The organism is Pantoea sp. EA-12, assembly GCF_030053355.1.
Lineage (GTDB): Bacteria > Pseudomonadota > Gammaproteobacteria > Enterobacterales > Enterobacteriaceae > Pantoea > Pantoea vagans_C.
Map to the genome: position 1 here is coordinate 55,286 of NZ_JASGBY010000016.1, position 22,282 is coordinate 77,567.

Annotated in this window: 21 protein-coding genes; 9 read left to right on the plus strand and 12 right to left on the minus strand. The window is 55.3% G+C overall.

All coding sequences use genetic code 11. The annotated features are described in order from the left end of the window. Positions 1–33: 33 nt before the first annotated feature. On the minus strand, positions 34–732 hold the full coding sequence (locus QMZ30_RS20605; protein ID WP_283228785.1) for a UTRA domain-containing protein: 699 nt from the start codon (positions 730–732) through the stop codon (positions 34–36). A 225-nt stretch (positions 733–957) separates the two neighbouring features. Here QMZ30_RS20605 and QMZ30_RS20610 point away from each other — a divergent pair, with 225 nt between their 5' ends. From QMZ30_RS20610 to QMZ30_RS20635, 6 genes are all read left to right on the plus strand, one after another. After that, positions 958–2,019: an ABC transporter substrate-binding protein gene (locus tag QMZ30_RS20610; protein WP_283228786.1), complete on the plus strand. Its 1,062-nt coding sequence runs from the start codon at positions 958–960 to the stop codon at positions 2,017–2,019. 163 nt (positions 2,020–2,182) lie between these two features. Then, positions 2,183–2,992 (plus strand): alkaline phosphatase family protein, encoded by an 810-nt coding sequence (locus tag QMZ30_RS20615; protein ID WP_283228787.1) that lies wholly within the window; start codon positions 2,183–2,185, stop codon positions 2,990–2,992. Further along, the gene (locus QMZ30_RS20620) at positions 2,992–3,840 is read left to right on the plus strand and encodes an ABC transporter permease (RefSeq protein WP_058972258.1); all 849 of its coding nucleotides are present in this window, start codon (positions 2,992–2,994) and stop codon (positions 3,838–3,840) included. The genes QMZ30_RS20615 and QMZ30_RS20620 overlap by 1 nt, the downstream gene beginning before the upstream one ends. 3 nt (positions 3,841–3,843) lie before the next feature. After that, complete coding sequence (locus QMZ30_RS20625; protein ID WP_283228788.1) at positions 3,844–4,629, plus strand: ABC transporter permease; 786 nt, start codon at positions 3,844–3,846, stop codon at positions 4,627–4,629. A gap of 2 nt (positions 4,630–4,631) precedes the next feature. Next, positions 4,632–5,624, plus strand: a complete 993-nt coding sequence (locus tag QMZ30_RS20630; protein ID WP_283228789.1) for an ABC transporter ATP-binding protein — start codon at positions 4,632–4,634, stop codon at positions 5,622–5,624. A gap of 109 nt (positions 5,625–5,733) precedes the next feature. Further along, positions 5,734–7,359: a Na/Pi cotransporter family protein gene (locus tag QMZ30_RS20635; RefSeq protein WP_283228790.1), complete on the plus strand. Its 1,626-nt coding sequence runs from the start codon at positions 5,734–5,736 to the stop codon at positions 7,357–7,359. A gap of 84 nt (positions 7,360–7,443) precedes the next feature. Here QMZ30_RS20635 and gntU read toward each other — a convergent pair whose 3' ends face one another. From gntU to QMZ30_RS20655, 4 genes are all read right to left on the minus strand, one after another. Further along, positions 7,444–8,784 (minus strand): gluconate transporter, encoded by a 1,341-nt coding sequence (gntU, locus tag QMZ30_RS20640; protein ID WP_039331688.1) that lies wholly within the window; start codon positions 8,782–8,784, stop codon positions 7,444–7,446. Between the two features lie 2 nt (positions 8,785–8,786). After that, entirely contained in the window at positions 8,787–9,323 is a 537-nt protein-coding gene (gene gntK / locus QMZ30_RS20645; RefSeq protein ID WP_283228791.1) for a gluconokinase, read from the minus strand. A 140-nt stretch (positions 9,324–9,463) separates the two neighbouring features. Continuing rightward, complete coding sequence (gene gntR / locus QMZ30_RS20650) at positions 9,464–10,459, minus strand: gluconate operon transcriptional repressor GntR (RefSeq protein WP_283228792.1); 996 nt, start codon at positions 10,457–10,459, stop codon at positions 9,464–9,466. Between the two features lie 146 nt (positions 10,460–10,605). After that, positions 10,606–11,301: a pirin family protein gene (locus tag QMZ30_RS20655; RefSeq protein WP_283228793.1), complete on the minus strand. Its 696-nt coding sequence runs from the start codon at positions 11,299–11,301 to the stop codon at positions 10,606–10,608. A 396-nt stretch (positions 11,302–11,697) separates the two neighbouring features. Between QMZ30_RS20655 and QMZ30_RS20660 the strand changes: the two genes are divergently transcribed. Next, a complete protein-coding gene (locus QMZ30_RS20660; protein WP_283228794.1) occupies positions 11,698–13,269 on the plus strand; it encodes an AbgT family transporter in 1,572 nt (523 codons plus the stop codon). A gap of 228 nt (positions 13,270–13,497) precedes the next feature. After that, positions 13,498–13,989: a GNAT family N-acetyltransferase gene (locus QMZ30_RS20665; RefSeq protein ID WP_283228795.1), complete on the plus strand. Its 492-nt coding sequence runs from the start codon at positions 13,498–13,500 to the stop codon at positions 13,987–13,989. Between the two features lie 62 nt (positions 13,990–14,051). On the opposite strand, the gene ggt is transcribed toward QMZ30_RS20665, so the two are convergent. After that, positions 14,052–15,803, minus strand: coding sequence for a gamma-glutamyltransferase (gene ggt / locus QMZ30_RS20670; RefSeq protein ID WP_283228796.1), 1,752 nt, complete (start codon positions 15,801–15,803; stop codon positions 14,052–14,054). A gap of 186 nt (positions 15,804–15,989) precedes the next feature. Here ggt and QMZ30_RS20675 point away from each other — a divergent pair, with 186 nt between their 5' ends. After that, positions 15,990–16,265 carry a DUF2756 domain-containing protein gene (locus QMZ30_RS20675; protein ID WP_283228797.1) on the plus strand — a complete coding sequence of 92 codons (276 nt, stop codon included), beginning with the start codon at positions 15,990–15,992 and terminating at the stop codon, positions 16,263–16,265. Here QMZ30_RS20675 and ugpQ read toward each other — a convergent pair. The 6 genes from ugpQ to livF form a co-directional block, all read right to left on the minus strand. Continuing rightward, positions 16,262–17,005, minus strand: a complete 744-nt coding sequence (ugpQ, locus tag QMZ30_RS20680; protein ID WP_283228798.1) for a glycerophosphodiester phosphodiesterase — start codon at positions 17,003–17,005, stop codon at positions 16,262–16,264. The genes QMZ30_RS20675 and ugpQ overlap by 4 nt on opposite strands. Further along, entirely contained in the window at positions 17,002–18,075 is a 1,074-nt protein-coding gene (locus QMZ30_RS20685; RefSeq protein ID WP_283228799.1) for a sn-glycerol-3-phosphate import ATP-binding protein UgpC, read from the minus strand. Before QMZ30_RS20685 ends, ugpQ begins: the two co-directional genes overlap by 4 nt. Further along, the gene (gene ugpE / locus QMZ30_RS20690; protein WP_039331703.1) at positions 18,076–18,921 is read right to left on the minus strand and encodes a sn-glycerol-3-phosphate ABC transporter permease UgpE; all 846 of its coding nucleotides are present in this window, start codon (positions 18,919–18,921) and stop codon (positions 18,076–18,078) included. It abuts the gene before it with no gap. Then, a complete protein-coding gene (ugpA, locus tag QMZ30_RS20695) occupies positions 18,918–19,805 on the minus strand; it encodes a sn-glycerol-3-phosphate ABC transporter permease UgpA (RefSeq protein WP_034827026.1) in 888 nt (295 codons plus the stop codon). The genes ugpE and ugpA overlap by 4 nt, the downstream gene beginning before the upstream one ends. Positions 19,806–19,865: 60 nt before the next feature. Then, the gene (ugpB, locus tag QMZ30_RS20700; RefSeq protein ID WP_283228800.1) at positions 19,866–21,182 is read right to left on the minus strand and encodes a sn-glycerol-3-phosphate ABC transporter substrate-binding protein UgpB; all 1,317 of its coding nucleotides are present in this window, start codon (positions 21,180–21,182) and stop codon (positions 19,866–19,868) included. 386 nt (positions 21,183–21,568) lie between these two features. Next, positions 21,569–22,282: a high-affinity branched-chain amino acid ABC transporter ATP-binding protein LivF gene (gene livF, locus QMZ30_RS20705; RefSeq protein WP_283228801.1), complete on the minus strand. Its 714-nt coding sequence runs from the start codon at positions 22,280–22,282 to the stop codon at positions 21,569–21,571.

Genomic DNA, 22,282 nt, shown 5'->3' on the forward strand with positions numbered 1-22,282 from the left:
ATCATGCTGTAGTGTGATCGAAATCACAATATGCTACACATCAACATCCACACAGAGCGCGTCATAGCGCCAGTACTCACAATCGCAATCGATCACCCTGCGCTGCCGATCGCGGTTGATGCGGGTGATCAGCAAGCCCGGCGTCCCGCTGGCCACATTCAGCGCGGGTGCCGCTCGTGCAGGTAGCGGTCCTGGAAGAATGGTAAAACGCGCGCCGCCGTAACGAATGCCGTAACGCTGATCGTAAAGGTCAGTAAGCGAACGCGTGAGGTCTTCATCCAGTAGACCGGGGAAAAATGCCGGATTGAGGTAATGCTCAACGTACAACACCGCGCGGCCATCAATGCGTCTTAAACGGCGGATACGGTAAACCTTGTCGCCCTCCAGCAGATTTAAATGCCGCGCGATAGCCAGCTGTGCAGGCACTTCCCGCGCTTCAATCACTTCGGTGGTCGCCACGCGTCCCTGCTCTACCGCCATCGCGTGAAAATGGCTGTGATGAGCCGGGTTATACACCAGGCGTGGGGGCGCCAGAAACCAGCCGCGACGCAGTTCGCGATAGATAACGCCCTGCGCTTCCAGCAAGCCCAGCGCTTCACGCAGAGTGATGCGCGTCGTTGAGTATTGTTCACTTAAGCTCCGCTCTGCCGGCAGGCGTCCGCTGGCAAATTCACCGTTTTCAATACGTTCGCTCAGTGCTGCGGCAATCACGTCCGCCGTTTTCGACGACATTTTTTCAGCCTCTTATTAGTGCAACATCTGCACTATGACAGTTCGATGACTACAATATGACAAGCATATCCCACGCTTTAGCGCGCTGTATCCGCATGTGGAGCTGCGCGTTACACCACATTTCACCACCATGGTCATAAAACCTTCATCTGATCGGGCTAAATTGGCTCGGTTCTTGCTGGACTAGACCAAGACGTCCCACAACTTACACCCGGAGCAACCGAGATGAAAGCGTTTATCTCTTCAGTAGTAGCCAGTGCCGTACTGCTTGCGCTGCCCGCCGCGCACGCTGCCGATAACGACCTTGCCGCGCTGGAAAAAGCCGCGCGTGCCGAAGGCCAAGTCAACAGCGTGGGTATGCCAGACAGCTGGGCAAACTGGAAAGACACATGGAATGACATCAGCAGCAAATATGGCCTGAAGCACAGCGACACTGATATGTCGTCTGCGCAGGAGTTGGCGAAATTTGATGCAGAGAAAGAGAACGCCAGCGCCGATATCGGTGATGTGGGCGCGGCCTTTGGCCCTATCGCGGTCACTAAAGGTTTGGCACAACCCTATAAGCCTACCCACTGGGATCAGATCCCGAGCTGGGCAAAAGACAGCGAAGGTAACTGGATGCTGGCTTACACCGGCACCATCGCTTTCCTGATCGACAAGCAGCAGGTGAAAGATGCCCCGCACAGCTGGGCCGATCTGAAGAAAGGTAAGTATGTGGTTACTATCGGTGACGTCGGCGTGGCTGCTCAGGCGGCTAACGGCGTACTGGCCGCTAACTATGCGATGGGCGGTGATGAGAAGAACCTGAAACCGGCGCTGAATTTCTTCGGTGAGCTGGCGAAAGAAGGCCGCTTAGGCGTGACCGATCCGGTGATTGCCAACATTGAGAAAGGCGAGATTCAGGTTGCCGTGGTATGGGACTTTAACGGTCTGAACTACCGCGATCAGATCGACAAAAATCGCTACGAAGTGGTGATCCCGTCCGATGGTTCCGTGATTTCCGGTTATACCACCATCATCAACAAATACGCCAAACACCCGAACGCCGCCAAGCTGACGCGTGAATATATCCTGTCCGATGAAGGCCAGATTAACCTGGCAAAAGGGTATGCGCGCCCGATTCGTGCCGAGCATTTGACCTTGCCGCCAGACGTGCAGGCCAAGCTGCTGCCGCAATCTGAGTATAAAAATGCCCGTCCGATCAAAGACCAGGCCGCCTGGGATAAGACCTCCAAAATGCTGCCGCGTCTGTGGCAAGAGAACGTCATCATTAATATGAAGCAGTAAGACATTAGGGTGCGCATTCGTGCGCACCAGGTTGCATGGGCGCCATCAATGGCGTAATCCATGTCAGTTAAGCGTATTTCGGTCGCCATAAATGGCAACCCTACGACGATCCAGCGTGGTTTTCGTAGGGTGCGCATTAATGCGCACCGGGTAAGGAACGGGAATGAAAACAATCCTGGTAGTACTGGATGGGCTAAGCAATCAGGTGGCGCAGCATGCGATGGGCTATCTGTTTGCGGAGTGCAAACAGGGTAACGGCCAATATTACACTTTAACCTGCGAGCTGCCTTCGCTGTCACGTCCGCTGTATGAATGCATACTTACCGGGATTCCACCGGTGCAGAGCGGGATTATTCATAACGGCGTTAACCGTTTAAGCAACCAGCGCAGCATCTTCCACTACGCACGTGCCGCCGGTTTAACCACGGCCGCAGCGGCGTATCACTGGGTGAGTGAGCTTTACAATCAATCTCCGTTTAATGCCGCGCGCGATCGCCACACCCTCGCGCCTGAACTGCCGATTCAGTACGGCCATTTCTACTGGGACGACGGTTATCCCGACTCGCACCTGTTTGAAGATGCCGAGAGTTTGCGTCTTAATCACGATCCCGACTTCTTACTGATTCACCCGATGAACATTGACGATGCCGGCCACAAGCACAGCCTGTCATCGCCGCAATATCGCAACCGCGCACGCATGGCCGATGGCTACTTATCGCAATGGATGCCGGGCTGGCTGGCTGCAGGCTATCAGGTGATTGTTACCGCCGATCACGGCATGAACGATGACCGCTCGCACGGCGGGATTCTGCCGGAAGAGACGCAGGTGCCGCTGTTTGTGTTTGGCGCAGGTTTCTCACGCCAACCCGACCTCAAACCGCAGCAGACCGAGTTGTGCGGAATCGTTTGTACCTTGCTTGGCGCCCCACACGATAAACCGGTATGCCGTGGCCTGCTGGCGGAGCCGCAATAATGAAGGGCAAAACCCTCGCCTCGCTGTTGCTCATCCCGTTCGCGATTTTTTGGGTCGCATTCCAGCTCGCCCCGTTGCTGTGGATTGCCATCAACAGCTTCTGGAGCGACATGAATGAGCGCTGGGGCATTGATAACTATAGCGATATCCTCACCTCACCGTTTTATCTGCAGGCGTTTCGCCTGTCGCTGGATATCTCCATCTGGTCGAGTATTTACGGCCTGCTGATTTCGCTGATTGCCGGGTATTCGCTGCATCAACTGGGCGAAGGCCGTTTTCAACGCTTCCTGATGTCTTTCACCAACATGACCAGCAACTTCGCCGGCGTACCGCTGGCGTTTGCCTTTGTCATTTTGCTGGGTATGAACGGCTGCCTGACGCTGCTGCTGCGCCATTACGGCATGCTGGAAGGGTTTAAACTGTTTTCCCGTGACGGCATGGTGCTGGTGTACACCTGGTTCCAGATCCCGCTCGGCATTCTGCTGCTCTATCCCGCTTTTGATGGATTGCGCAAAGACTGGGAAGAGTCGGCTGCGTTGCTCGGTGCCAGCCGCTGGCGCTACTGGTGGCATATCGGTTTACCGATTCTTTTCCCTGCGCTGCTGGGTACGTTCGTCATTCTGCTGGCCAACGCGCTGGGTGCCTACGCCACCATTTATGCGCTGACCACCGGCAACTTTAACGTCGTACCGGTCCGTATCGCCGCCCTGGTGTCAGGGGATATCTCACTCGACCCGAATACCGGCGGGGCGCTGGCGATGCTACTGGTGCTGATCATGGCGCTGATTACCGTGGTGCAGCAGTATCTGGTGCGCCGCAGCTATCTCAACGCGAAATCACAGGAGTAGAACGTGTCTCGCGCGGAAAAAATTTACCATCGCCTGATAATCTGGCTACTGCTGATCATCCTTGCCGCGCCGCTGCTGGCGACGCTGCTGTATGGCATCTCCACTGACTGGAGCGACACCATTCTGCCGCAGGGCTTTACCCTGAAGTGGCTGACGGCGCTGTGGAGCGATCCTCGCTTCCTGACGGCACTCGGCCATTCGCTGTTGATTTGCTTCGGCGCTTTGCTGTTCTCATTAGTGCTGGTGCTGCCTGCGATGTTTGTAATCGCTTACTACTATCCAAAGCTGGATGCGGTAATGAACGTGCTGATACTGATGCCCTTTGCCGTGCCGCCGGTGGTGTCGTCAGTGGGTTTACTGCAGCTTTACTCATCGTCGCCGTTAATGCTCACCGGCACGCCGTGGATTTTGATTGGCTGCTACTTCACCATTGCCCTGCCGTTTATCTATCGCGCCATTGCCAACAACATGCAGGCCATCAACCTGAAAGAGCTGATTGATGCGTCACACCTGCTGGGTGCCAGCACCTGGCAGGCGGCTCTGTTTGTGGTGCTACCCAACCTGCGCAAAGGGGTGTTCATTGCGGTGCTGCTGTCGTTCTCTTTCCTGATAGGTGAGTTTGTATTCGCTAACCTGTTAGTCGGCACCCGCTATGAAACCTTGCAGGTTTATCTCTATAACATGCGCAATGGCAGCGGCCACTTCACCAGTGCGTTGGTGATCTCCTATTTTGCTGTCGTCCTGCTGGTCACCTGGCTGGCGAATGCCCTCAATCCTGAACGAGGCTGACCATGAGTTATCTGAACGTCACCCAGCTGAACAAAAGCTACGGCCCTACCAGCATCTTTGAAAATATCGATTTCAGCGCCGAGGAAGGCGAGTTTGTGACCTTGCTCGGCCCCAGCGGCTGCGGCAAATCCACGCTGCTGCGCTGCATCGCCGGGTTAACCGATGTGGATAGTGGGAAAATTCTGTTGCAGGGCCAGGATATCGTGCCGTTGCCGCCGCAGAAGCGCACCATCGGTATGGTGTTCCAGAGCTACGCGCTGTTCCCCAATATGACGGTCGAGAAAAACGTGGCGTTCGGCCTGAAAATGCAAAAGCTGGCCAGCGGCGATATTCAAAAACGCGTGATGGAAGCGCTGGCGCTGGTGGAACTCACCGATTTCGCCCGCCGCTATCCCCATCAACTTTCCGGCGGTCAATGCCAGCGCGTGGCCCTCGCGCGTTCGCTGGTGACGCGCCCGCGCCTGTTGTTGCTGGACGAACCGCTTTCCGCGCTCGATGCCCGTATTCGCCGCCATCTGCGCGAACAGATTCGCCATATTCAGCAAGAGCTAAAGCTCACCACTATTTTCGTCACCCACGATCAGGAAGAAGCGCTGACGCTGTCGGACCGTATCGTGTTGATGAACCGTGGCAAAATCGTGCAAAACGGCAATGCTGAAGCGCTCTACACTCAGCCTGCCGACCTGTTTGCGGCCGGTTTTATCGGTAACTACAACCTGCTGAGTGCCGAACAGGCGACACAACTCACCGGGCAGACCTTTAGCAGCCAGGTGGCGATTCGTCCAGAGTCGATCCGCTTGAGTGCACCGCAGGAGGGTATTCCGGCCACCATTATCAGCCACAGTCTGCTGGGTAACGTGATCCGCTACCGTGTATTAGCGAACAATGTCGAGTTATCGGTCGATGTGCTGAACCGCAGCGTGGCAGATTTGCACCCTGCTGGCATGCAAATTGGTCTACAGTTAGAGATGTCGACGTTGCGCCAGGTCGCTTAAATTTAACGAAAAATTGGCAACGCAACGCGGCAGAAGTTTGTCCCGGTTGCGCTCACCGTCAGGCGGCTAACCGTTTGATTACAGCCTGACGGAAGAGGAGCCAGTCAACGTGTTAACCCTACTCAATCTCTTATCTGCCGTGGCCCTGCTGGTGTGGGGCACGCACATTGTGCGTACCGGCATTATGCGCGTTTACGGTGCCGATTTACGGCGCGTACTCAGCCGCAGCGTGGAAAGGAAGCCGATGGCGTTCCTCGCGGGCATTGGCGTTACCGCGCTGGTGCAAAGCAGCAACGCCACCACCTTACTTGTCACCTCGTTTGTGGCGCAGAATCTGGTGAGTCTCACCCCCGCGCTGGTGGTGGTGCTCGGCGCGGATGTCGGTACCGCCATTATGGCGCGCATACTGACCTTCGATCTCTCCTGGCTCTCGCCGCTGTTTATCTTCTTTGGCGTGGTGTTTTTCCTCAGTCGTAAACAGACGCGTGCCGGGCAAATGGGCCGCGCGGCGATTGGCCTGGGGCTGATATTGCTGGCGCTGCAACTGATTGTCGCCGCTGCCAAGCCCATCACCCAAGCGGCTGGCGTACAGGTGCTGTTCTCTACGCTGACCGGCGACATCATGCTGGATGCACTGATCGGTGCGGTGTTTGCCATCATCAGTTATTCCAGCCTCGCTGCAGTGCTGATTACCGCGACACTCACGGCGGCAGGCGTGATCTCTTTCAAAGTCGCGCTCTGTCTGGTGATTGGGGCCAATCTCGGCAGCGGCTTACTGGCGATGATTAACGCCAGTGGCTCAAATGCCGCAGGCAAGCGTGTCGCGCTTGGCAGCCTGCTGTTTAAGTTGATTGGCAGCCTGGCGATTTTGCCGTTGGTGAATTATGTCGCCGATGTGCTGGATAAACTGCCGGTCAATGACGAAGAGTTGGTGATCTTCTTCCACGTCTTCTACAACCTGATTCGCTGTCTGATTATGGTGCCGTTTGCCGAACCAATGGCGCGACTGTGCCGACGGATGATCGCAGACGACCCCGAAAATGGTACGCAGTTGAAACCGAAGCACCTCGACAGTAGCGCACTGGATACCCCCGCGCTGGCGCTGGCTAACGCCTCACGTGAAACCCTGCGTATTGGTGATGTGGTGGAACAAATGATGGAGTCGTTCAATAAGGTGGTACACGGCGAATTGCGTGAAGAGCGCGCCGTGCGGCGACTGGATGATGATGTCGATGTGCTGTATACCGCGATCAAACTTTATCTGGCGCGCATGCCAAAAGAAGACCTCGCAGAGGAAGACTCCCGCCGCTGGGCGGAGATCATTGAGATGGCGCTAAATCTCGAACAGGCAGGCGATATCATTGAACGCATGTGCGCGGACGTGGCGGATAAATCTCTGCACGCCCGCCGCGCCTTCTCGATGGAAGGTTTGGAAGAGTTGAATACCTTACAAGAGCAGGTGGTGAATAACCTTCGCCTCAGCTTGTCGGTGTTTTTATCCAAGGACATCACCAGCGCGAAACGCCTGCGTCGTTCCAAGCACCGTTTCCGCATTTTGATCCGCCGCTTCTCACATGCGCACGTGGAACGCTTGCATCAGCAGAACGTGCAGAGTATTGAGACCAGTTCGCTGCATCTGGGGTTATTAGGGGATATGAAGCGCCTGAATTCGCTGTTCTGCGCGGTGGCGTATACGGTGCTGGACCAGCCAGATGATGAGCGGGAAGAGGATTGAAAGGGCGCGCCGCCGATTGGCTGGTCGCCATAAATGGCGACCACACGGTTTTGTAAGGTGCGCATTGATGCGCACCTGGATAAATTACGACAACAAACTAAACGCGATCATCCCAACAATCGCACCGGTGGTGCCAAGGATGGTTTCCATCAGCGTCCAGGTCTTCAGCGTTTCACCTTCGGTTGCCCCGGTAAAACGGCCAAACAGCCAGAAACCGGCATCGTTCACGTGGCTGATAATGATTGAACCGCCGCCGATACAGATCGACAGTGCCGCCAGCTGCGCGCCGCTGTAGTGCAGCGGCTCAATCACCGGCATCACTAAACCGACCGTGGTTAAACAGGCAACGGTTGCAGAACCCTGAATCACACGGATCGCGCCAGAAAGAATAAAGCACGCCAGCGCAATCGGCATCCCGGCACCGGTCAGCGCGTGGCCCAATACCGGGCCCACGCCAGAATCCACCAGCACCTGCTTAAACACGCCGCCCGCACCAATCACCAGCAGAATAATCCCCGCCGGTTGCAGCGCGCTGCCGCACACTTGCATCACCTTCTCTTTATCCATGCCCTGACGATAGGCCAGACCATAAATCGCCACCAGGCACGCCAGCAGGATGGCGGTGAACGGATGGCCGATAAACTCCAGCCACTCATACAAGCGTGAATCCGGCGTGGTAAAGCGCGCACCAATGGTTTTCAGGCCTACCAGCAACAATGGGAACAGAATCAGTGCCAGGCTGAAGCCAAACGACGGCAACTTGCCCTCTTCCACTTCTGGTTGATGGTCTTCTGGCGGCGCACTGAAGCTGACATGGCGGGCAATGAAGTTACCAAACAGCGGGCCTGCAATCAGCATGCCCGGAATTGCCGCACACAGACCGAGTAGGATCATCCAGCCAAAATCCGCGTGCATCTGTGAAGCCAGCAGCATCGGTGCGGGTCCCGGCAGGAGAAAGGCCGCCGAGGCCGCCACACCGGCAAACAGCGGAATCACCAGCTTAACCAGATTGCCTTGGGTACGCCGTGCCACCGCAAAAGCGATGCTGATCAGCAATACCACCGCCACTTCAAAGAACAGCGGCAGCGCACAGATCAATCCGGCAATCCCCATCGCGTAGTGCGCACGGTTTTCACCAAAGGCTTTCAGCATCCGGATAGCAATCTGATCGACCGCGCCGGTTTCATGCAGGATTTTGCCAAACATCGCGCCCAGCGCCACCACGATGGCGAGAAACCCGAGCGTTCCCCCCATGCCTTTTTGCATGGTGTCGGCAATTTTATCCAGCGGCATGCCAGAGAACAGACCGGCACCAATCGAGACTAACATCAGGGCGACAAAGGCGTGCATACGCGCTTTCATCACCAAAAACAGCAGCAGCAGGACGGAGCCTGCTGCGGTTAACACCAGCGTTGCGGTACTCATCACTAACCCTTGTTGATTGCTTCCTCAATGGTCGCAACCGTGGCCGCAACGACTTCATCCAGTGCATGATTAATATCAACCACCAGTACATCGGGCTCGTCGGCCCCAGGTTCTTGCAAGGTTTCAAACTGCGTGACCAGCATCTGCGGCTTAAAGAAGTGACCTTTACGCGCTTTCAGACGGGATTCGATGGTCTCAAAATCACCTTTCAGATAGATGAATTTCAGATTCTGATTACCCTGGCGCAGGATGTCGCGATAGGACTTTTTCAGCGCCGAGCAAACAATGATGGAAATGGCCTGGGTGCGCTGCATGGCGAACGCGGCATCATTCAGTGCCTGCAACCACGGCTGACGATCGTTATCGTCCAGCGGATGACCGTCGGCCATTTTCATGATGTTGCTGCGCGGATGGAGGAAATCTCCATCAAGGAAGGCGGTGCTCAGCTGATGAGAAACCTGGTTAGCGACAGCAGACTTTCCGCTGCCGGAAACGCCCATCAGGATAAAGACGTGGTGCGATGGAGATGGCGTAGTCATTGTTTTGCGCTCCGGCAGTTACCCTGCCAATGTTACCGATAACAAATTTGATTATCATTGTCGGAGCCCACTGCAGGACTGGCAACCCTTGTTAGGCGGAAAAGCACGAAAGTGTGAACTGACTCAAATAATCGCCAAAATCAGATGCTGCCACCTTCAGCAATTTCGAATCCGACATCCAGTGGCTCAGTCACGCTGGTATCGCCGCCAATCCGCGCCAGCAGCATCGCCGCTGATTCACGTCCCATACGTTCACGCGGCGTCAGCACCGTGGCAAGGCGCGGCGTGACCACTTGCGTAATATCGTGGCCATGGAAACCGGCAATCGCCATCTGCTCAGGCACGCGTAATCCCTGACGCTGGCACTCAAACATCGCCCCCACGGCCAGGTCATCGTTGGTACAGAACAGACTGTCGGTTTTGGGATGGCGCTTCTGCGCTTCACGCAGCAACTGCGCTCCGGCGCTGAATGACGAGGCATCTTCCATCATCACACTGTGCGGGGTTAATCCCGCTTCACGCATCGCTTGCTCGTAGCCCTGCTGTTTTTGCAGGGTACGTTCATCAAGGCGTGCACCAAGGTAGACGGTGTGAGAGTGGCCTTTTTTCAGAATAGCATGCGTCATCTGACGCGCGGCTTCGACGTTATCAAAACCCACTGCCATATCGAGGCATGGCGTGACGCAATCCATCATTTCAATCACCGGGATGCCCGCCACTTCCAGCATACGCAACGTGCCCGGAGTGTGGGTGCGCTCGGTGAGGATCACGCCATCAATGTTCCAACCCAGCAGCGATCGTAGCTGTAGCTCTTCTTTCTGTGGGTTATAGCCAAAGTGCGCCACCAGCGTTTGATAACCGGCTTCATCGGTGACGGTTTCGATGCCGCGCAGTACGTCGGCGAAAACTTGGTTGGTAAGCGAAGGCAGTAACACACCAATTGCCCGGCTGGTGGCGTTAGAGAGCATATCGGGGGCACGGTTGGGGATGTAACCCAGTTCATCAAGCGCCACGGCGATCTTATCACGCAGTGCCACAGAGACCTGATCGGGGTTACGCAGATAGCGGCTGACGGTCATTTTTGTGATGCCGACGCGATCGGCAACGTCCTGTAATACCGGTCTTTTCTTCTTCATCATATGCGCCTGAGGTCAGAGATACGATGAGTCTATCATTTTTTTGTCATTTTCAGGCTGTGGAGCGGCAATGGCAAAACCGCGCGATGAATCGCGCCGCTACCGATCACATGAAATCCATAGCGGCGCAATTTATTGCGCGGGGTTTATACCGGCGGCAAATCAAAGAGCAGAATCTCGGCATCGCTGTCGGCTGTCAGCGTCAGCACGCTTTCATCCCAGATCGCCAGTGCATCACTGGTGCCGACCTGCTCGCCGTTCACGCTCACCAAGCCCTTCACTACCTGAATCCATACGCGGCGACCGGCTTCGATAGCCACGTCATCCGTTTCACCTTCGGCAAACACCCAACGCGACAAGGTCATATCCTGGAACACTTTCAGCGAACCTTCGCGCTCATCCGGTGACAGCACAAACTGGCGGCCTTTGACATCAGCAAAGCGGCGCTGCGCATAGCGTGGCTCGATCCCTTTGCGCTCTGGAATGATCCAGATCTGATAAAGATGCAGCGGATCGCTGGCGCTGGCGTTGTATTCCGAATGACGCACGCCGGTGCCCGCACTCATGATCTGAAACTCACCCGCCGGGATCTGCTCTTTATTGCCCATGCTGTCCTGATGCTCAACCGTGCCCGAGAGCACATAGGTCAGAATTTCCATGTCTTTGTGCGGATGGGTACCAAAACCCTGGCCGCCATCGATCACATCTTCATTGATAACGCGCAGGGCAGAGAAGCCCATAAAGTTGGCGTCGTAATAATCCGCGAAGGAAAAAGTGTGCCAGCTATCGAGCCAACCGTGATTGGCGTGGCCGCGTTCTTCAGCTTTGCGTACGTAGATCATGTTCAATTCTCCTCAATGTTTTTTACAGTTTGTACCTGAGGTGAATCTATTGATAGCTGAAAAACTTCATCTCTCTGTTCAAATAATATGAAAATGATTTGCGTACCCAGCAGGCTAACAATCCGGTGCGAAGATGAGGGATACGCTCGCAAAAAAACAACTTATATACACTCCAGAACAAAAATCAGGCAAGTCATGCTTTAAGTCACATTATTAACGATAAAACCATCTGTAAAATCTTTGAATATCAGATTTATATTAAATAAATATTGATATTTAACAATAACATAAATTCAATACTCGCTTTTAACGTCATGATTGCTCGGTTTTATCGTCTTTGCGTTTTTTATCCTTTCATTAACATGCACGCCTTAATGATTTAAAAAGGATAGGATCATGACGGATCACGTCAATACAACGCCACGGCGTCCCATTGAGCGATTCTTAAATACCGTTGAATGGCTCGGCAATTTACTCCCTCACCCCATCACTTTATTTGCTCTGTTTTCACTGATTATTGTTGTCACATCAGCGATTGCGGCCTCCTTTGGCGTGAGCGTACTGGATCCCCGGCCAGCAGGTGCGGCGGGGCGCACTGCAGATGGCATGATTCATGTGGTGAGCCTGATGAACGCGGAGGGTCTGCAACGTATCGTGAGCAATCTGGTGACCAATTTCACTGGCTTTGCGCCTTTGGGCACGGTACTGGTCGCGCTGCTGGGTGTCGGCATTGCCGAGCAATCAGGCCTGCTGTCAGCCGCAATGTGTGCTTTGGTGTTCAACGCGCCGAAAAAGCTGATCACGTTCACGGTGGTGTTCGCGGGTATCGTCTCTAACACCGCATCTGAACTCGGCTACGTGGTGCTGATCCCTTTAGCAGCAATGATTTTCCACTCACTGGGACGACATCCGCTGGCCGGGCTGGCCGCCGCTTTCGCCGGGGTTTCCGGGGGGTACAGCGCCAACTTATTGCTGGGAACCATTGATCCACTGCTGTCAGGAATTACCCAAAGCGCCGCGCAAATTATCGACCCCACTTACAGCGTTGGGCCAGAGGTGAACTGGTACTTTATGTTTGCCAGCACCTTCTTTATCTCAATATTAGGTACCTGGATCACCAACAGCATTGTCGAGCCCAAGTTGGGGCAATATCAGGATAGTGAAGGTGACGCCGTACGCGGTGACATGGGTGAACTCTCTCCCGCTGAACGCCGCGCACTGAAAGGCGCAGGCTGGACGGTATTAGGGGTAACGCTGCTACTGGCGCTGACGGTTATACCGGGCTATGGCGTGTTACTGAACCCTAAAACGGGCACACTGGCGGGCTCGCCTTTCCTCAAAGGCATCGTGGTATTTATCTTCGTATTCTTCGCCATTCCCGGCTACGTCTACGGCCGCATGATGGGCAATATGCGCAGCGACCGCGACGTGATCAATGCCATGTCCACCAGCATGAGCAGCATGGGCATGTATATCGTGCTGGTATTCTTTGCCGCCCAGTTTGTCGCCTTCTTTAACTGGAGCAACTTCGGCACCGTGGTGGCGGTGAAAGGCGCTAACCTGCTCTCTTCGCTGGATATGAGCGCTCCATTGCTGTTTGTGTGCTTCATCATGATATGCGGTTTCATCAACCTGATGATTGGCTCCGCCTCTGCGCAGTGGGCAGTCACCGCGCCGATCTTCGTTCCGATGTTGATGCTGGTCGGTTTCGCACCGGAGGTGATCCAGGCGGCTTATCGTATTGGTGATTCCGTCACCAATTTGATCACACCAATGATGAGCTATTTCGGCTTAATTATGGCCGTGGCGGCGCGCTATCGTCGTGATATGGGCATCGGCACCTTAGTGGCCATTATGCTGCCCTATTCCGTGGTGTTTATGATTGGCTGGACGTTGCTGTTCGTGGTGTGGGTATTTGTGTTCAATCTCCCGGTCGGGCCTGGGGCGGCAACCTGGTACACCATTTAAGAGGCAAAAAAAAAGCCAGCACCCGAGCTGGCTAAGAAACACTGGAAGCAATGTGAGCAATGTCGTGCTTACCCGGTTGTCAGGAGACGTTCCCGAGTTCGCATGACAATAATAATCATTATCATTCGCGTCTGTAAACTCTTTTTGTGATTTATTTTTGATTGACGCGTTGCGAGAATTCCTTGATGTTAAAGGGGATTTTATTCACTTTGCACAAGGAGTCGCCTTATGAGTCAAGTCACTGTTCGTCATGCAATCCCCGAAGATGCTGCAGCCTTAACCCGCCTTTATAGCCAGCCAGAGACCCAGGCTGGCACACTGCATCTTCCTTATCAGTCACCTGTGCTGTGGCAGGAGCGCCTAAATGATCTGCGCCCTGGTCAGCACCGCCTGGTGGCCTGCATTGATGAACAAGTGGTAGGGCAACTCACGCTAGATGGAATCACCGTGGCGCGCCGTCGCCACGTGGCATCGATTGGCATGGGTGTCGATCCGGCTTTTCACCGTCGTGGCGTGGGTTCCGCGCTGATGGCGGCGATGATTGACCTGTGCGACAACTGGCTGCAGGTGACGCGCATTGAGCTGACGGTGTTTGCTGATAACCACAAAGCGATTGGCTTGTATCAGAAGTTTGGCTTCGAGATTGAAGGCACCGCGAAGCATTTTGCCATACGCGATGGCGAAATGATTGATACGCATTACATGGCGCGATTGAAATAAATCCAGGTGCGCATCAATGCGCACCCTATAAAAGGGTCGCCATTAGTGGCGACCCCACTTTTCTAATACCCCGCACTCAAATCATCCACCGAACGCGGATCGGACGCGCCATAACGCATGCCATCCGGCCCGATCATAATGCTTTGTGTACTACCCATCGCAGGTAATACTTTCACATGCTGACCTTTGGCCTCCAGCAAGCGCAGCGTATCCGGGCTGAAGCCTTTCTCCACGCGCAACTGATCCGGCAACCACTGATGATGGAAGCGCGGCGCGTTAGTGGCTTCCGCCACGTTCATACCGAAATCGATGCTGTTCACCACCATTTGCAGCACGGTGGTAATAATACGGCTGCCACCTGGGCTGCCGGTCACCAGCCAGGTTTTCCCGTCTTTCGCCACAATCGTCGGTGACATCGATGACAGCGGACGCTTGGCCGGTTGCACCGCATTGGCCTCACCGCCCACTAAGCCATACACGTTTGGCGTACCCGGTTTGGCGGAGAAATCATCCATTTCGTTGTTCATCAGGATGCCGCTCTGCCCGGCAACAATGCCGCTACCGAAGTAGGTATTCAGCGTATAAGTCACCGCCACCGCATTGCCGTCTTTATCCACCACCGAGAAGTGCGTGGTTTGGTTGCTTTCGTAAGGTTCCAGCTTACCCGGTTTGATTTCACTGGAAGGGCGCGCTTTGTTGACGTCGATCTGCTGCGCCAGGGTTTTGGCGTAGGCTTTGCTGGTCAACGCCTGCTGCGGCACTTTGACAAAATCAGGGTCACCCAGATACTCCGAGCGATCGGCATAGGCATATTTCTCCGCTTCCGCCATTACCTGCATCGCATCGGCGCTGCCAAAGCCCCACTTCGCCAGATCGAAGTTTTCCAGGATATTGAGGATCTGCACGATGTGAATGCCGCCTGAAGATGGCGGTGGCATGGAGAACACCTCATAGCCACGATAGGTACCACTCACGGGTTTGCGCTCCACAGCGCGATAGGCGGCCAGATCCGGCTTACCGATTAAACCACCGTGCTGCGCCATTTCGCCCGCGATCTCATCGGCGATTTTGCCTTTATAGAAGGCATCTGGCCCCTGCTGAGCGATCAGTTGCAGGCTGTGCGCGAGGTTCTTCTGCACCAGACGATCGCCTTTCTGATAAGGCTGACCATCCGCTTTGTAGAAGATCGCACGGCTGTTGTCGTGGTTGATGAGGGTCTCTTTGCCGTAGGTCGCCAGGTCATCAGCCAGCGCATCGTTGACGATAATGCCGTCACGCGCCAGTTTAATTGCCGGAGCCAACAGTTTGCTCAATGGCAAGGTGCCATATTTCTGTGCGGCGAGCGCAAATCCCGCCACGGTGCCCGGCGTGCCAGAGGCTAAGTGCGAAGTCAGCGATAACTTCGGATCGGCGTTGCCCTGTTTATCGAGGAACATATCGCGCGAGGCACGGGCCGGAGCCATTTCACGGAAGTCGATAGCGGTCGTGCGGCCAGATGCGGTACGCAGCATCATAAATCCGCCGCCGCCCAGGTTGCCGGCCTGCGGATGCGTCACGGCCAGCGCAAATCCAACCGCTACCGCCGCATCCACGGCGTTACCGCCCTGCTTAAGAATATCGACGCCCACTTCCGTTGCTATCGCATCCACGGACGCCACCATGCCGTGCTTCGCCTTCACCGGGTGGAACGTATCGCTATCTACGCCATAGGAGACCGGCGGAGCGCTGGCAGGCGCGGCCTGTGCGCCCTGCACCACGATAAAACTCATGAGTAACGCCCAGCCAATCTGGCGCATGCTGCCCTGTTTTCTCATCCTGCTATCATCCTTTTCAGTTGTTTACATTTGTTATGAACTGATGCAAGTGTTTGCAAACACGATAGAAAACTGTAGCAGTAAGCCAAATTCGGTGCACTCCTGGTGATGGACTTTGTGACATCGCATAAACTTATGGATGCAGCCAATCCCTCACACAGCAGGCTGCATTAATGGAGGAATACCATGAAAAAATGGCTAATTGTGATTGCCGCGTTGCTGCCACTGAGCGGCATGGCGAATATGCTGAATAACAACAGCGAGCCTTACAAACCCGGCTACAACCCGAGCCAGCAACGGATGCAGACGCAAATGCAGGTCCAGCAGCAACAACAGCAGCAAAAACTGCGTCAGGATCAGCAGCAGCAAAATCAGGAATTGCAGCGCAAAATGCAGGAACGGCGGGACAGTGCCCAGCAGCGCGTGATTCAGCAGCAGCCGGGCCAGCAGAGCGGGAATTAACGGAAGTCCGGACCGATAATGTCGATGCGATCGGTGCAGATGGCGTCGACACCCCAGCTTAACAGCTCGCGCGCTCGCGCGGGCTGATTCACGGTGTACACCAGGATGTGCAATCCGCCGGCTTTCAACTGCGCGGTGCGCTCGGCATCCAACAGTTTGTGATTCAGATGGATGGAAACACAGTCCAGCGCCGACGTCAGCGTCAACCAGTCATCGTGCCATTCATCCAGCAGCAATCCGCGAGGCAGTTCAGGCACCGCCTGCATCGCCGCTTCCAGTGCGTCATAAGAGAAGGAAGACAACAGCGGAGCCGTTTGCCCCTGCCATAGTTCGCGCGCCGCTAATGCCACATCACGTCCGGTTTCCTGCTCTTTGCCCGTGGTGGGTTTGATCTCGATGTTCGCCATCATCTGATGCTGACGACAGCGTTCCGCCACATCACGCAGCAGTGCCAGGGGTTCGCCCTCATACTCGCGGCTGTACCAGCTCCCCGCATCGAGCTGCGACAACTTACTCCATGACAGATCGCCTGCTACTCCCCAGCCGTTGCTGGTGCGGTCCAGCGTGTCGTCATGCAGCAGGAACACCTGCTTATCCTCGGACAGCTTGGCATCAAACTCGATCATGGTATGACCGTACTGCGCGCCGACATCAATCGCCGCGAGGGTATTTTCCGGGGCCAGTTTACCGCCGCCGCGATGCGCGACGATCTGTGGGTAGGGCCAATTTTCTGCACTCATTCCAGACGCTTTCCATGGGTAGAATCGAAGAAGTGTAACGCATCTGGCGGCAGATGTAGCCACAGGGTGCTGCCCGATGTCGGACGCTCGCTGTGCGGCAAACGCACCACCAGTCGCGTATTGCCAATGCGACCGTGTGCGAGGTTATCCGCCCCCAGCATCTCCAGTGTATCCACCACCAGCGGGATTCCCCCAGCGGCTTGCGTGCTAAGCACCAGATGCTCAGGACGGATGCCCAGCGTCAGTGGGCGGTTTGCCCATTTGGCTTTGCTTTCGCCCAGCGGCAGGCTGTTGAGCGCATCCAGGGTAAAGCGGGTGCCATCGCTGTTGATCTGGCCTGGCAGCAGGTTCATCGCTGGCGCACCAATGAAGGAAGCGACAAACTGGCTGGCGGGGCGTTCATACACTTCTACTGGCGTGCCGACTTGCTCCACGACGCCTTTGTTCATCACCATGACGCGCTGCGCCAGCGTCATCGCTTCTACCTGATCGTGTGTCACGTACAGGCTGGTGGTTTTCAGACGACGATGCAGCTGTTGCAGCTCAAGACGCATCTGCACACGCAGGCGTGCGTCAAGGTTCGACAGCGGTTCATCAAACAGGAATACCGCCGGTTCACGCACGATGGCGCGGCCCATCGCCACACGCTGACGCTGACCACCGGAAAGCTCACGTGGACGACGCGCCAGCAGGTGATCCAGCTCCAGACTGCGTGCCGCTTCCATCACACGTTGATCAATCTGCTCTTTGCCCATGCCGCGAATTTTCAGGCCATACGCCATGTTTTCGCCCACCGTCATGTGCGGATAGAGCGCGTAGTTCTGGAACACCATGGCGATGCCACGATCTTTCGGTTCCATGTTGGTCACGCGTTTGTCGTCGATATAGATATCGCCAGAGGTCACACGTTCCAGGCCTGCCACCATGCGCAGCAGCGTTGATTTACCGCAGCCGGAAGGGCCGACCATCACCATAAATTCGCCATCATTGATGGTGATGTTGAGTGGCTGGATGATCTGATTTTTGCCGTCATACGATTTGGTGACGGTCTGAAGGGTTACGCCTGCCATTTATTTATCACTCTCCACCAGGCCACGTACAAAGGCACGTTGCATCACGAGTACCACCACCACCGGTGGGATCAGGGTTAATAACATTGCCGCCATCACTTCATTCCACTGCGTAGGGCCGCCGCTGGTGTTGATCATACTTTTCACCCCGGCTACTGCGGTGCTGAGTGAAGGATCGTTGATGATCAACAGCGGCCACAGATACTGGTTCCAGCCGTAGATAAAGGTGATCACGAACAGGGCGGCGAGATTGGTTTTGGATAGCGGTAACACGATGTCCCAGAAGAAACGCATCGGGCTGGCGCCATCAATACGTGCCGCCTCAATCAGTTCGTCCGGCAGTGACATAAAGAACTGGCGGAACAGGAAGGTGGCGGTAGCGGAGGCCATCAACGGCAGCGTTAAGCCACTGTAGCTGTCGAGCATGTGCAGGTTTGAAATCACTTCTACCGTGGGGAAGATACGCACTTCAACCGGCAGCATCAGCGTGATGAAAATCAACCAGAAGAACAGCGTGCGCAGCGGAAAGCGGAACCACACCAGCGCGAACGCGGAGAGCATCGACACCGCAATTTTGCCCACGGTGATGCCAAGCGCCATGATCAGGCTGTTCATCATCATCATGCCAAATGCCGGACCGCTGCCGTTAACCCCTTGGGTCCAGATGCGTGAGATGTTGTCCCACAGGTGCGTACCCGGCACCAGCGTCATCGGCACCTGATACACCGCTTCGTTATCCAGCGTTGCCGCCACAATCGCCACGTAAAGCGGGAAGAGAATGGTCAGCACGCCGAGCACCAGCAAGGTATGGCTGAAGATATCCAGCCCGCGTCGATTTTCAATCATTGGTATTGCACCTTACGCTCGACAAAGCGGAATTGCAGGATGGTTAGGCCAATCACCAGCAGCATCAGCACCACCGACTGGGCGGCAGAGGATGAGAGATCCAACCCGGTAAAGCCTTCACGGTAGATTTTGTAAATCAGCGTGGTGGTGGCCTGCACCGGACCACCGCCCGTGGCGGCATCGATCACCGGGAAAGTATCGAAGAAGGCATACACCAGGTTGACCACCAGCAGGAAGAAACTCACTGGCGTAATCAGCGGCAGTGACAGGTTGAAGAAACGGCGCACCGGTCCGGCACCGTCAATCGCCGCCGCTTCCACCAGCGATTTTGGAATCGACTGCAGCGCGGCGAAGAAGAACAGGAAGTTGTAGCTCATCTGCTGCCAGATAGAGGCCAGTACGATCAGGAACATCGCCTGACCGCTGTTTTGCGCGTAGTTCCAGTTGTAGCCAATCTGGTTCAGCAGGTGGCTGAACAGGCCGAGGCCGGGGTTGAACAGGAACATCCACAGCACGGCGGCCACCACGGGCGCAACGGCGTAGGGCAGCAGCAATAAGGTTTGATACAGCTTTTTCAGACGCACCACGTAATCAACCAGCGCCGCCAGCAGCAGCGAGAAAGTCATACCGCACACCGTGACCAGTGCGCTGAACTCAATGGTGGTCCAGAAAGAGTCGAGATAATAGCTGTCGCTGAACAAGCGCTTGAAATTATCCAGACCGACAAAGGTGCTGGAAATGCCAAAGGGATCGATGCTTTGCAACGAATACCACAGCGCTTCACCGGCCGGCCACAGGAAGAAAATAGCGGTGATCACCAGCTGCGGTGCGACCAGTAAATAAGGCAGAAAACGGGAGCGAAAAACGGGGCGTGATGAGGACATAACAGACTCGCCAAAGAGAAATCGGGGCTGACGCCACGCGCCAGCCCCGAGACAACGGAATTACTTCACTTGCTGTTCAAAACGACGCAGCAGTTCATTTCCGCGCTTCACTGCGTTATCCAGTGCAGCTTGTGGTGCCTGTTTACCAGTCCACACGCCTTCCAGCTCCTCGTCCACGATGGTACGAATCTGTGGCATGTTGCCCAGACGCATGCCTTTGGTGAACGGCAGTGGATCTTTGTTCAGCATCTGACGCGTGGCAATGTCCGCACCTGGGTTCTTATCGTAGAAACCCTGCTGTTTGGTCAGCTCATACGCTGCAGTGGTGATCGGCAGATAACCGGTCTTCTGGTGCCACTCTGCGGCGATCTCTGGCTGTGCCAGGAACTTCATAAACTCCGCTACGCCTTTGTAAGTGTTGGCATCTTTGCCTTTCATCACCCACAGGCTCGCGCCGCCGATAATGGCGTTCTGCGGTGCGTCTGGCACGGATGAGTCGTATGGCATCATGCCTACGCCGAAGTTGAACTTCGCGTAGTGTTTGATATCCGCCAGTGAACCTGAAGACGCGGTGGTGATGCCGCAATCGCCGTTATAGAACTTGGCAGTGGACTCATCTTTACGGCCGAAGTAGGTGAAATCACCCTTCTTGTTCATGTCTTCGAGCATTTGGATGTGACGCACCTGCACCGACTTGTTGAACTCCAGCACCGCATCGGTCCCGTCGAAGCCGTTGTTCTTGGTGGCAACCGGCAGTGCATGCCAGGCGCTGAAGTTTTCGATCTGAATCCAGCCCTGCCAGCCACTGGCGTAGCCACAGGTCATGCCGGCTTTACGCAGGGCATCGGCATCTTTCGCCAGCTCCTGCCAGGTTTTCGGTGGCTGGTCTGGGTTCAGGCCCGCCTTCTTGAAGGCGTCTTTGTTGTAGTACAGCACCGGAGTAGAGCTGTTAAACGGCTGAGAGATCAGTTGGCCTTTGCTGTCGCTGTAGTAACCCGCAACCGCTGGCACGAACTGTTTTGGATCCATCTGCACGCCCGCGTCTTTGAAGACGTCATGCACCGGAACGATGGCTTTCGACGCCATCATGGTTGCCGTACCCACTTCGTAAACCTGCAGAATAGCCGGGGCTTTACCGGTACGCACAGCAGCGATACCCGCTGCCAGGCTCTGCTCATAGTTACCTTTGTAAGTCGGTACGATTTTGTATTCTGGGTGAGCCTGGTTAAAACGTTGTGCCAGAGAATCGACTTCTTTGCCTAACTCGCCTTCCATTGAGTGCCAGAAAGGAATGTCTGTAGCAGCCAGCGCATTACCGCTGAGCGCCAGACCGAGCAACACACTCATCAGGCGGGGACGAAGCGTAAAAGCGGACATAAGTTTTTTCCTGTGCTTGTTAGGTACGCGCGATATCACGCATTTTTTTGTTCGCGAAGTAACATGACACGGGGAAATGACGGAAAAATAACAGGATTATGACGGGAATGTGACGAGGTATTGCGTGTATTAGAAAGTTTAAAGTGGTGCGGATTTATAAAAAACGCACCCTTTATCAGACCGTCGGCGGCGCAGTCAGATTGCGGGCGGACAGCGCGCAGCCACCGGAGCGTACACGTAGTACGTGAGGATGGCGAGCACTGCCCAACCGCAAGCTGGCAAGTAAGCCAGGTCAGGCACCGAGACAGCGCGCAGCCACCGGAGCGTACTCTTAGTACGTGAGGATGGCGAGCACTGCCCAACCGCAAGCTGGCAAGTAAGCCAGGTCAGGCACCCAGATAAGCGCTACGTACCGCTTCGTTAGACAGCAGCGCGTCTCCGCTATCTTCCAGCACCACATGACCGTTCTCCAGCACGTAGCCGCGATCGGCCAACTTCAGTGCCTGGTTGGCGTTTTGCTCCACCAGGAAGATGGTCATGCCCTCTTTGCGCAGTTGCTCGATAGTGTCGAAAATCTGCTGAATGATAATTGGCGCTAAGCCCAAAGAAGGTTCGTCGAGCAGCAGTAAACGCGGCTGGCTCATCAACGCACGGCCAATGGCCAGCATCTGTTGCTCACCACCGGACATGGTGCCCGCACGCTGCACTTTACGCTCGGCCAACCGAGGGAACAGCTGGTAAACACGTTCAATGCGCTCCTGATACTGCTGACGCGTGGCAAAGAAACCGCCCATCGCCAGGTTCTCTTCCACCGTCATACGCGAAAACACGCGGCGGCCTTCTGGCACAATCGCAATCGCTTCACGCATGATTTTGGCCGTTTGCCAATCGGTGATCTCTTTACCATCAAACACCACGGTACCGCTGGTGGCGCGCGGCTCACCACACAGTGTGCCGAGCAGCGTGGTTTTACCCGCACCGTTGGCACCAATCAGGGTGACGATTTCCCCCTGATTAATGTGCAGATTGATGTTATGCAGCGCCTGAATCGGGCCGTAATGGGCACTGACACCCTGCAAGGTTAAAATTGGGTTTGCCAT

Coding starts and splice junctions, on each gene's coding strand:
- QMZ30_RS20605 (WP_283228785.1), bottom strand. CDS start 732: ATGTCGTCGAAAACGGCGGACGTGATTGCCGCAGCACTGAGCGAACGT.
- QMZ30_RS20610 (WP_283228786.1), top strand. CDS start 958: ATGAAAGCGTTTATCTCTTCAGTAGTAGCCAGTGCCGTACTGCTTGCG.
- QMZ30_RS20615 (WP_283228787.1), top strand. CDS start 2,183: ATGAAAACAATCCTGGTAGTACTGGATGGGCTAAGCAATCAGGTGGCG.
- QMZ30_RS20620 (WP_058972258.1), top strand. CDS start 2,992: ATGAAGGGCAAAACCCTCGCCTCGCTGTTGCTCATCCCGTTCGCGATT.
- QMZ30_RS20630 (WP_283228789.1), top strand. CDS start 4,632: ATGAGTTATCTGAACGTCACCCAGCTGAACAAAAGCTACGGCCCTACC.
- gntU (WP_039331688.1), bottom strand. CDS start 8,784: ATGAGTACCGCAACGCTGGTGTTAACCGCAGCAGGCTCCGTCCTGCTG.
- gntK (WP_283228791.1), bottom strand. CDS start 9,323: ATGACTACGCCATCTCCATCGCACCACGTCTTTATCCTGATGGGCGTT.
- gntR (WP_283228792.1), bottom strand. CDS start 10,459: ATGAAGAAGAAAAGACCGGTATTACAGGACGTTGCCGATCGCGTCGGC.
- QMZ30_RS20655 (WP_283228793.1), bottom strand. CDS start 11,301: ATGATCTACGTACGCAAAGCTGAAGAACGCGGCCACGCCAATCACGGT.
- QMZ30_RS20660 (WP_283228794.1), top strand. CDS start 11,698: ATGACGGATCACGTCAATACAACGCCACGGCGTCCCATTGAGCGATTC.
- QMZ30_RS20665 (WP_283228795.1), top strand. CDS start 13,498: ATGAGTCAAGTCACTGTTCGTCATGCAATCCCCGAAGATGCTGCAGCC.
- ggt (WP_283228796.1), bottom strand. CDS start 15,803: ATGAGAAAACAGGGCAGCATGCGCCAGATTGGCTGGGCGTTACTCATG.
- QMZ30_RS20675 (WP_283228797.1), top strand. CDS start 15,990: ATGAAAAAATGGCTAATTGTGATTGCCGCGTTGCTGCCACTGAGCGGC.
- ugpQ (WP_283228798.1), bottom strand. CDS start 17,005: ATGAGTGCAGAAAATTGGCCCTACCCACAGATCGTCGCGCATCGCGGC.
- QMZ30_RS20685 (WP_283228799.1), bottom strand. CDS start 18,075: ATGGCAGGCGTAACCCTTCAGACCGTCACCAAATCGTATGACGGCAAA.
- ugpE (WP_039331703.1), bottom strand. CDS start 18,921: ATGATTGAAAATCGACGCGGGCTGGATATCTTCAGCCATACCTTGCTG.
- ugpA (WP_034827026.1), bottom strand. CDS start 19,805: ATGTCCTCATCACGCCCCGTTTTTCGCTCCCGTTTTCTGCCTTATTTA.
- ugpB (WP_283228800.1), bottom strand. CDS start 21,182: ATGTCCGCTTTTACGCTTCGTCCCCGCCTGATGAGTGTGTTGCTCGGT.
- livF (WP_283228801.1), bottom strand. CDS start 22,282: ATGGCAAACCCAATTTTAACCTTGCAGGGTGTCAGTGCCCATTACGGC.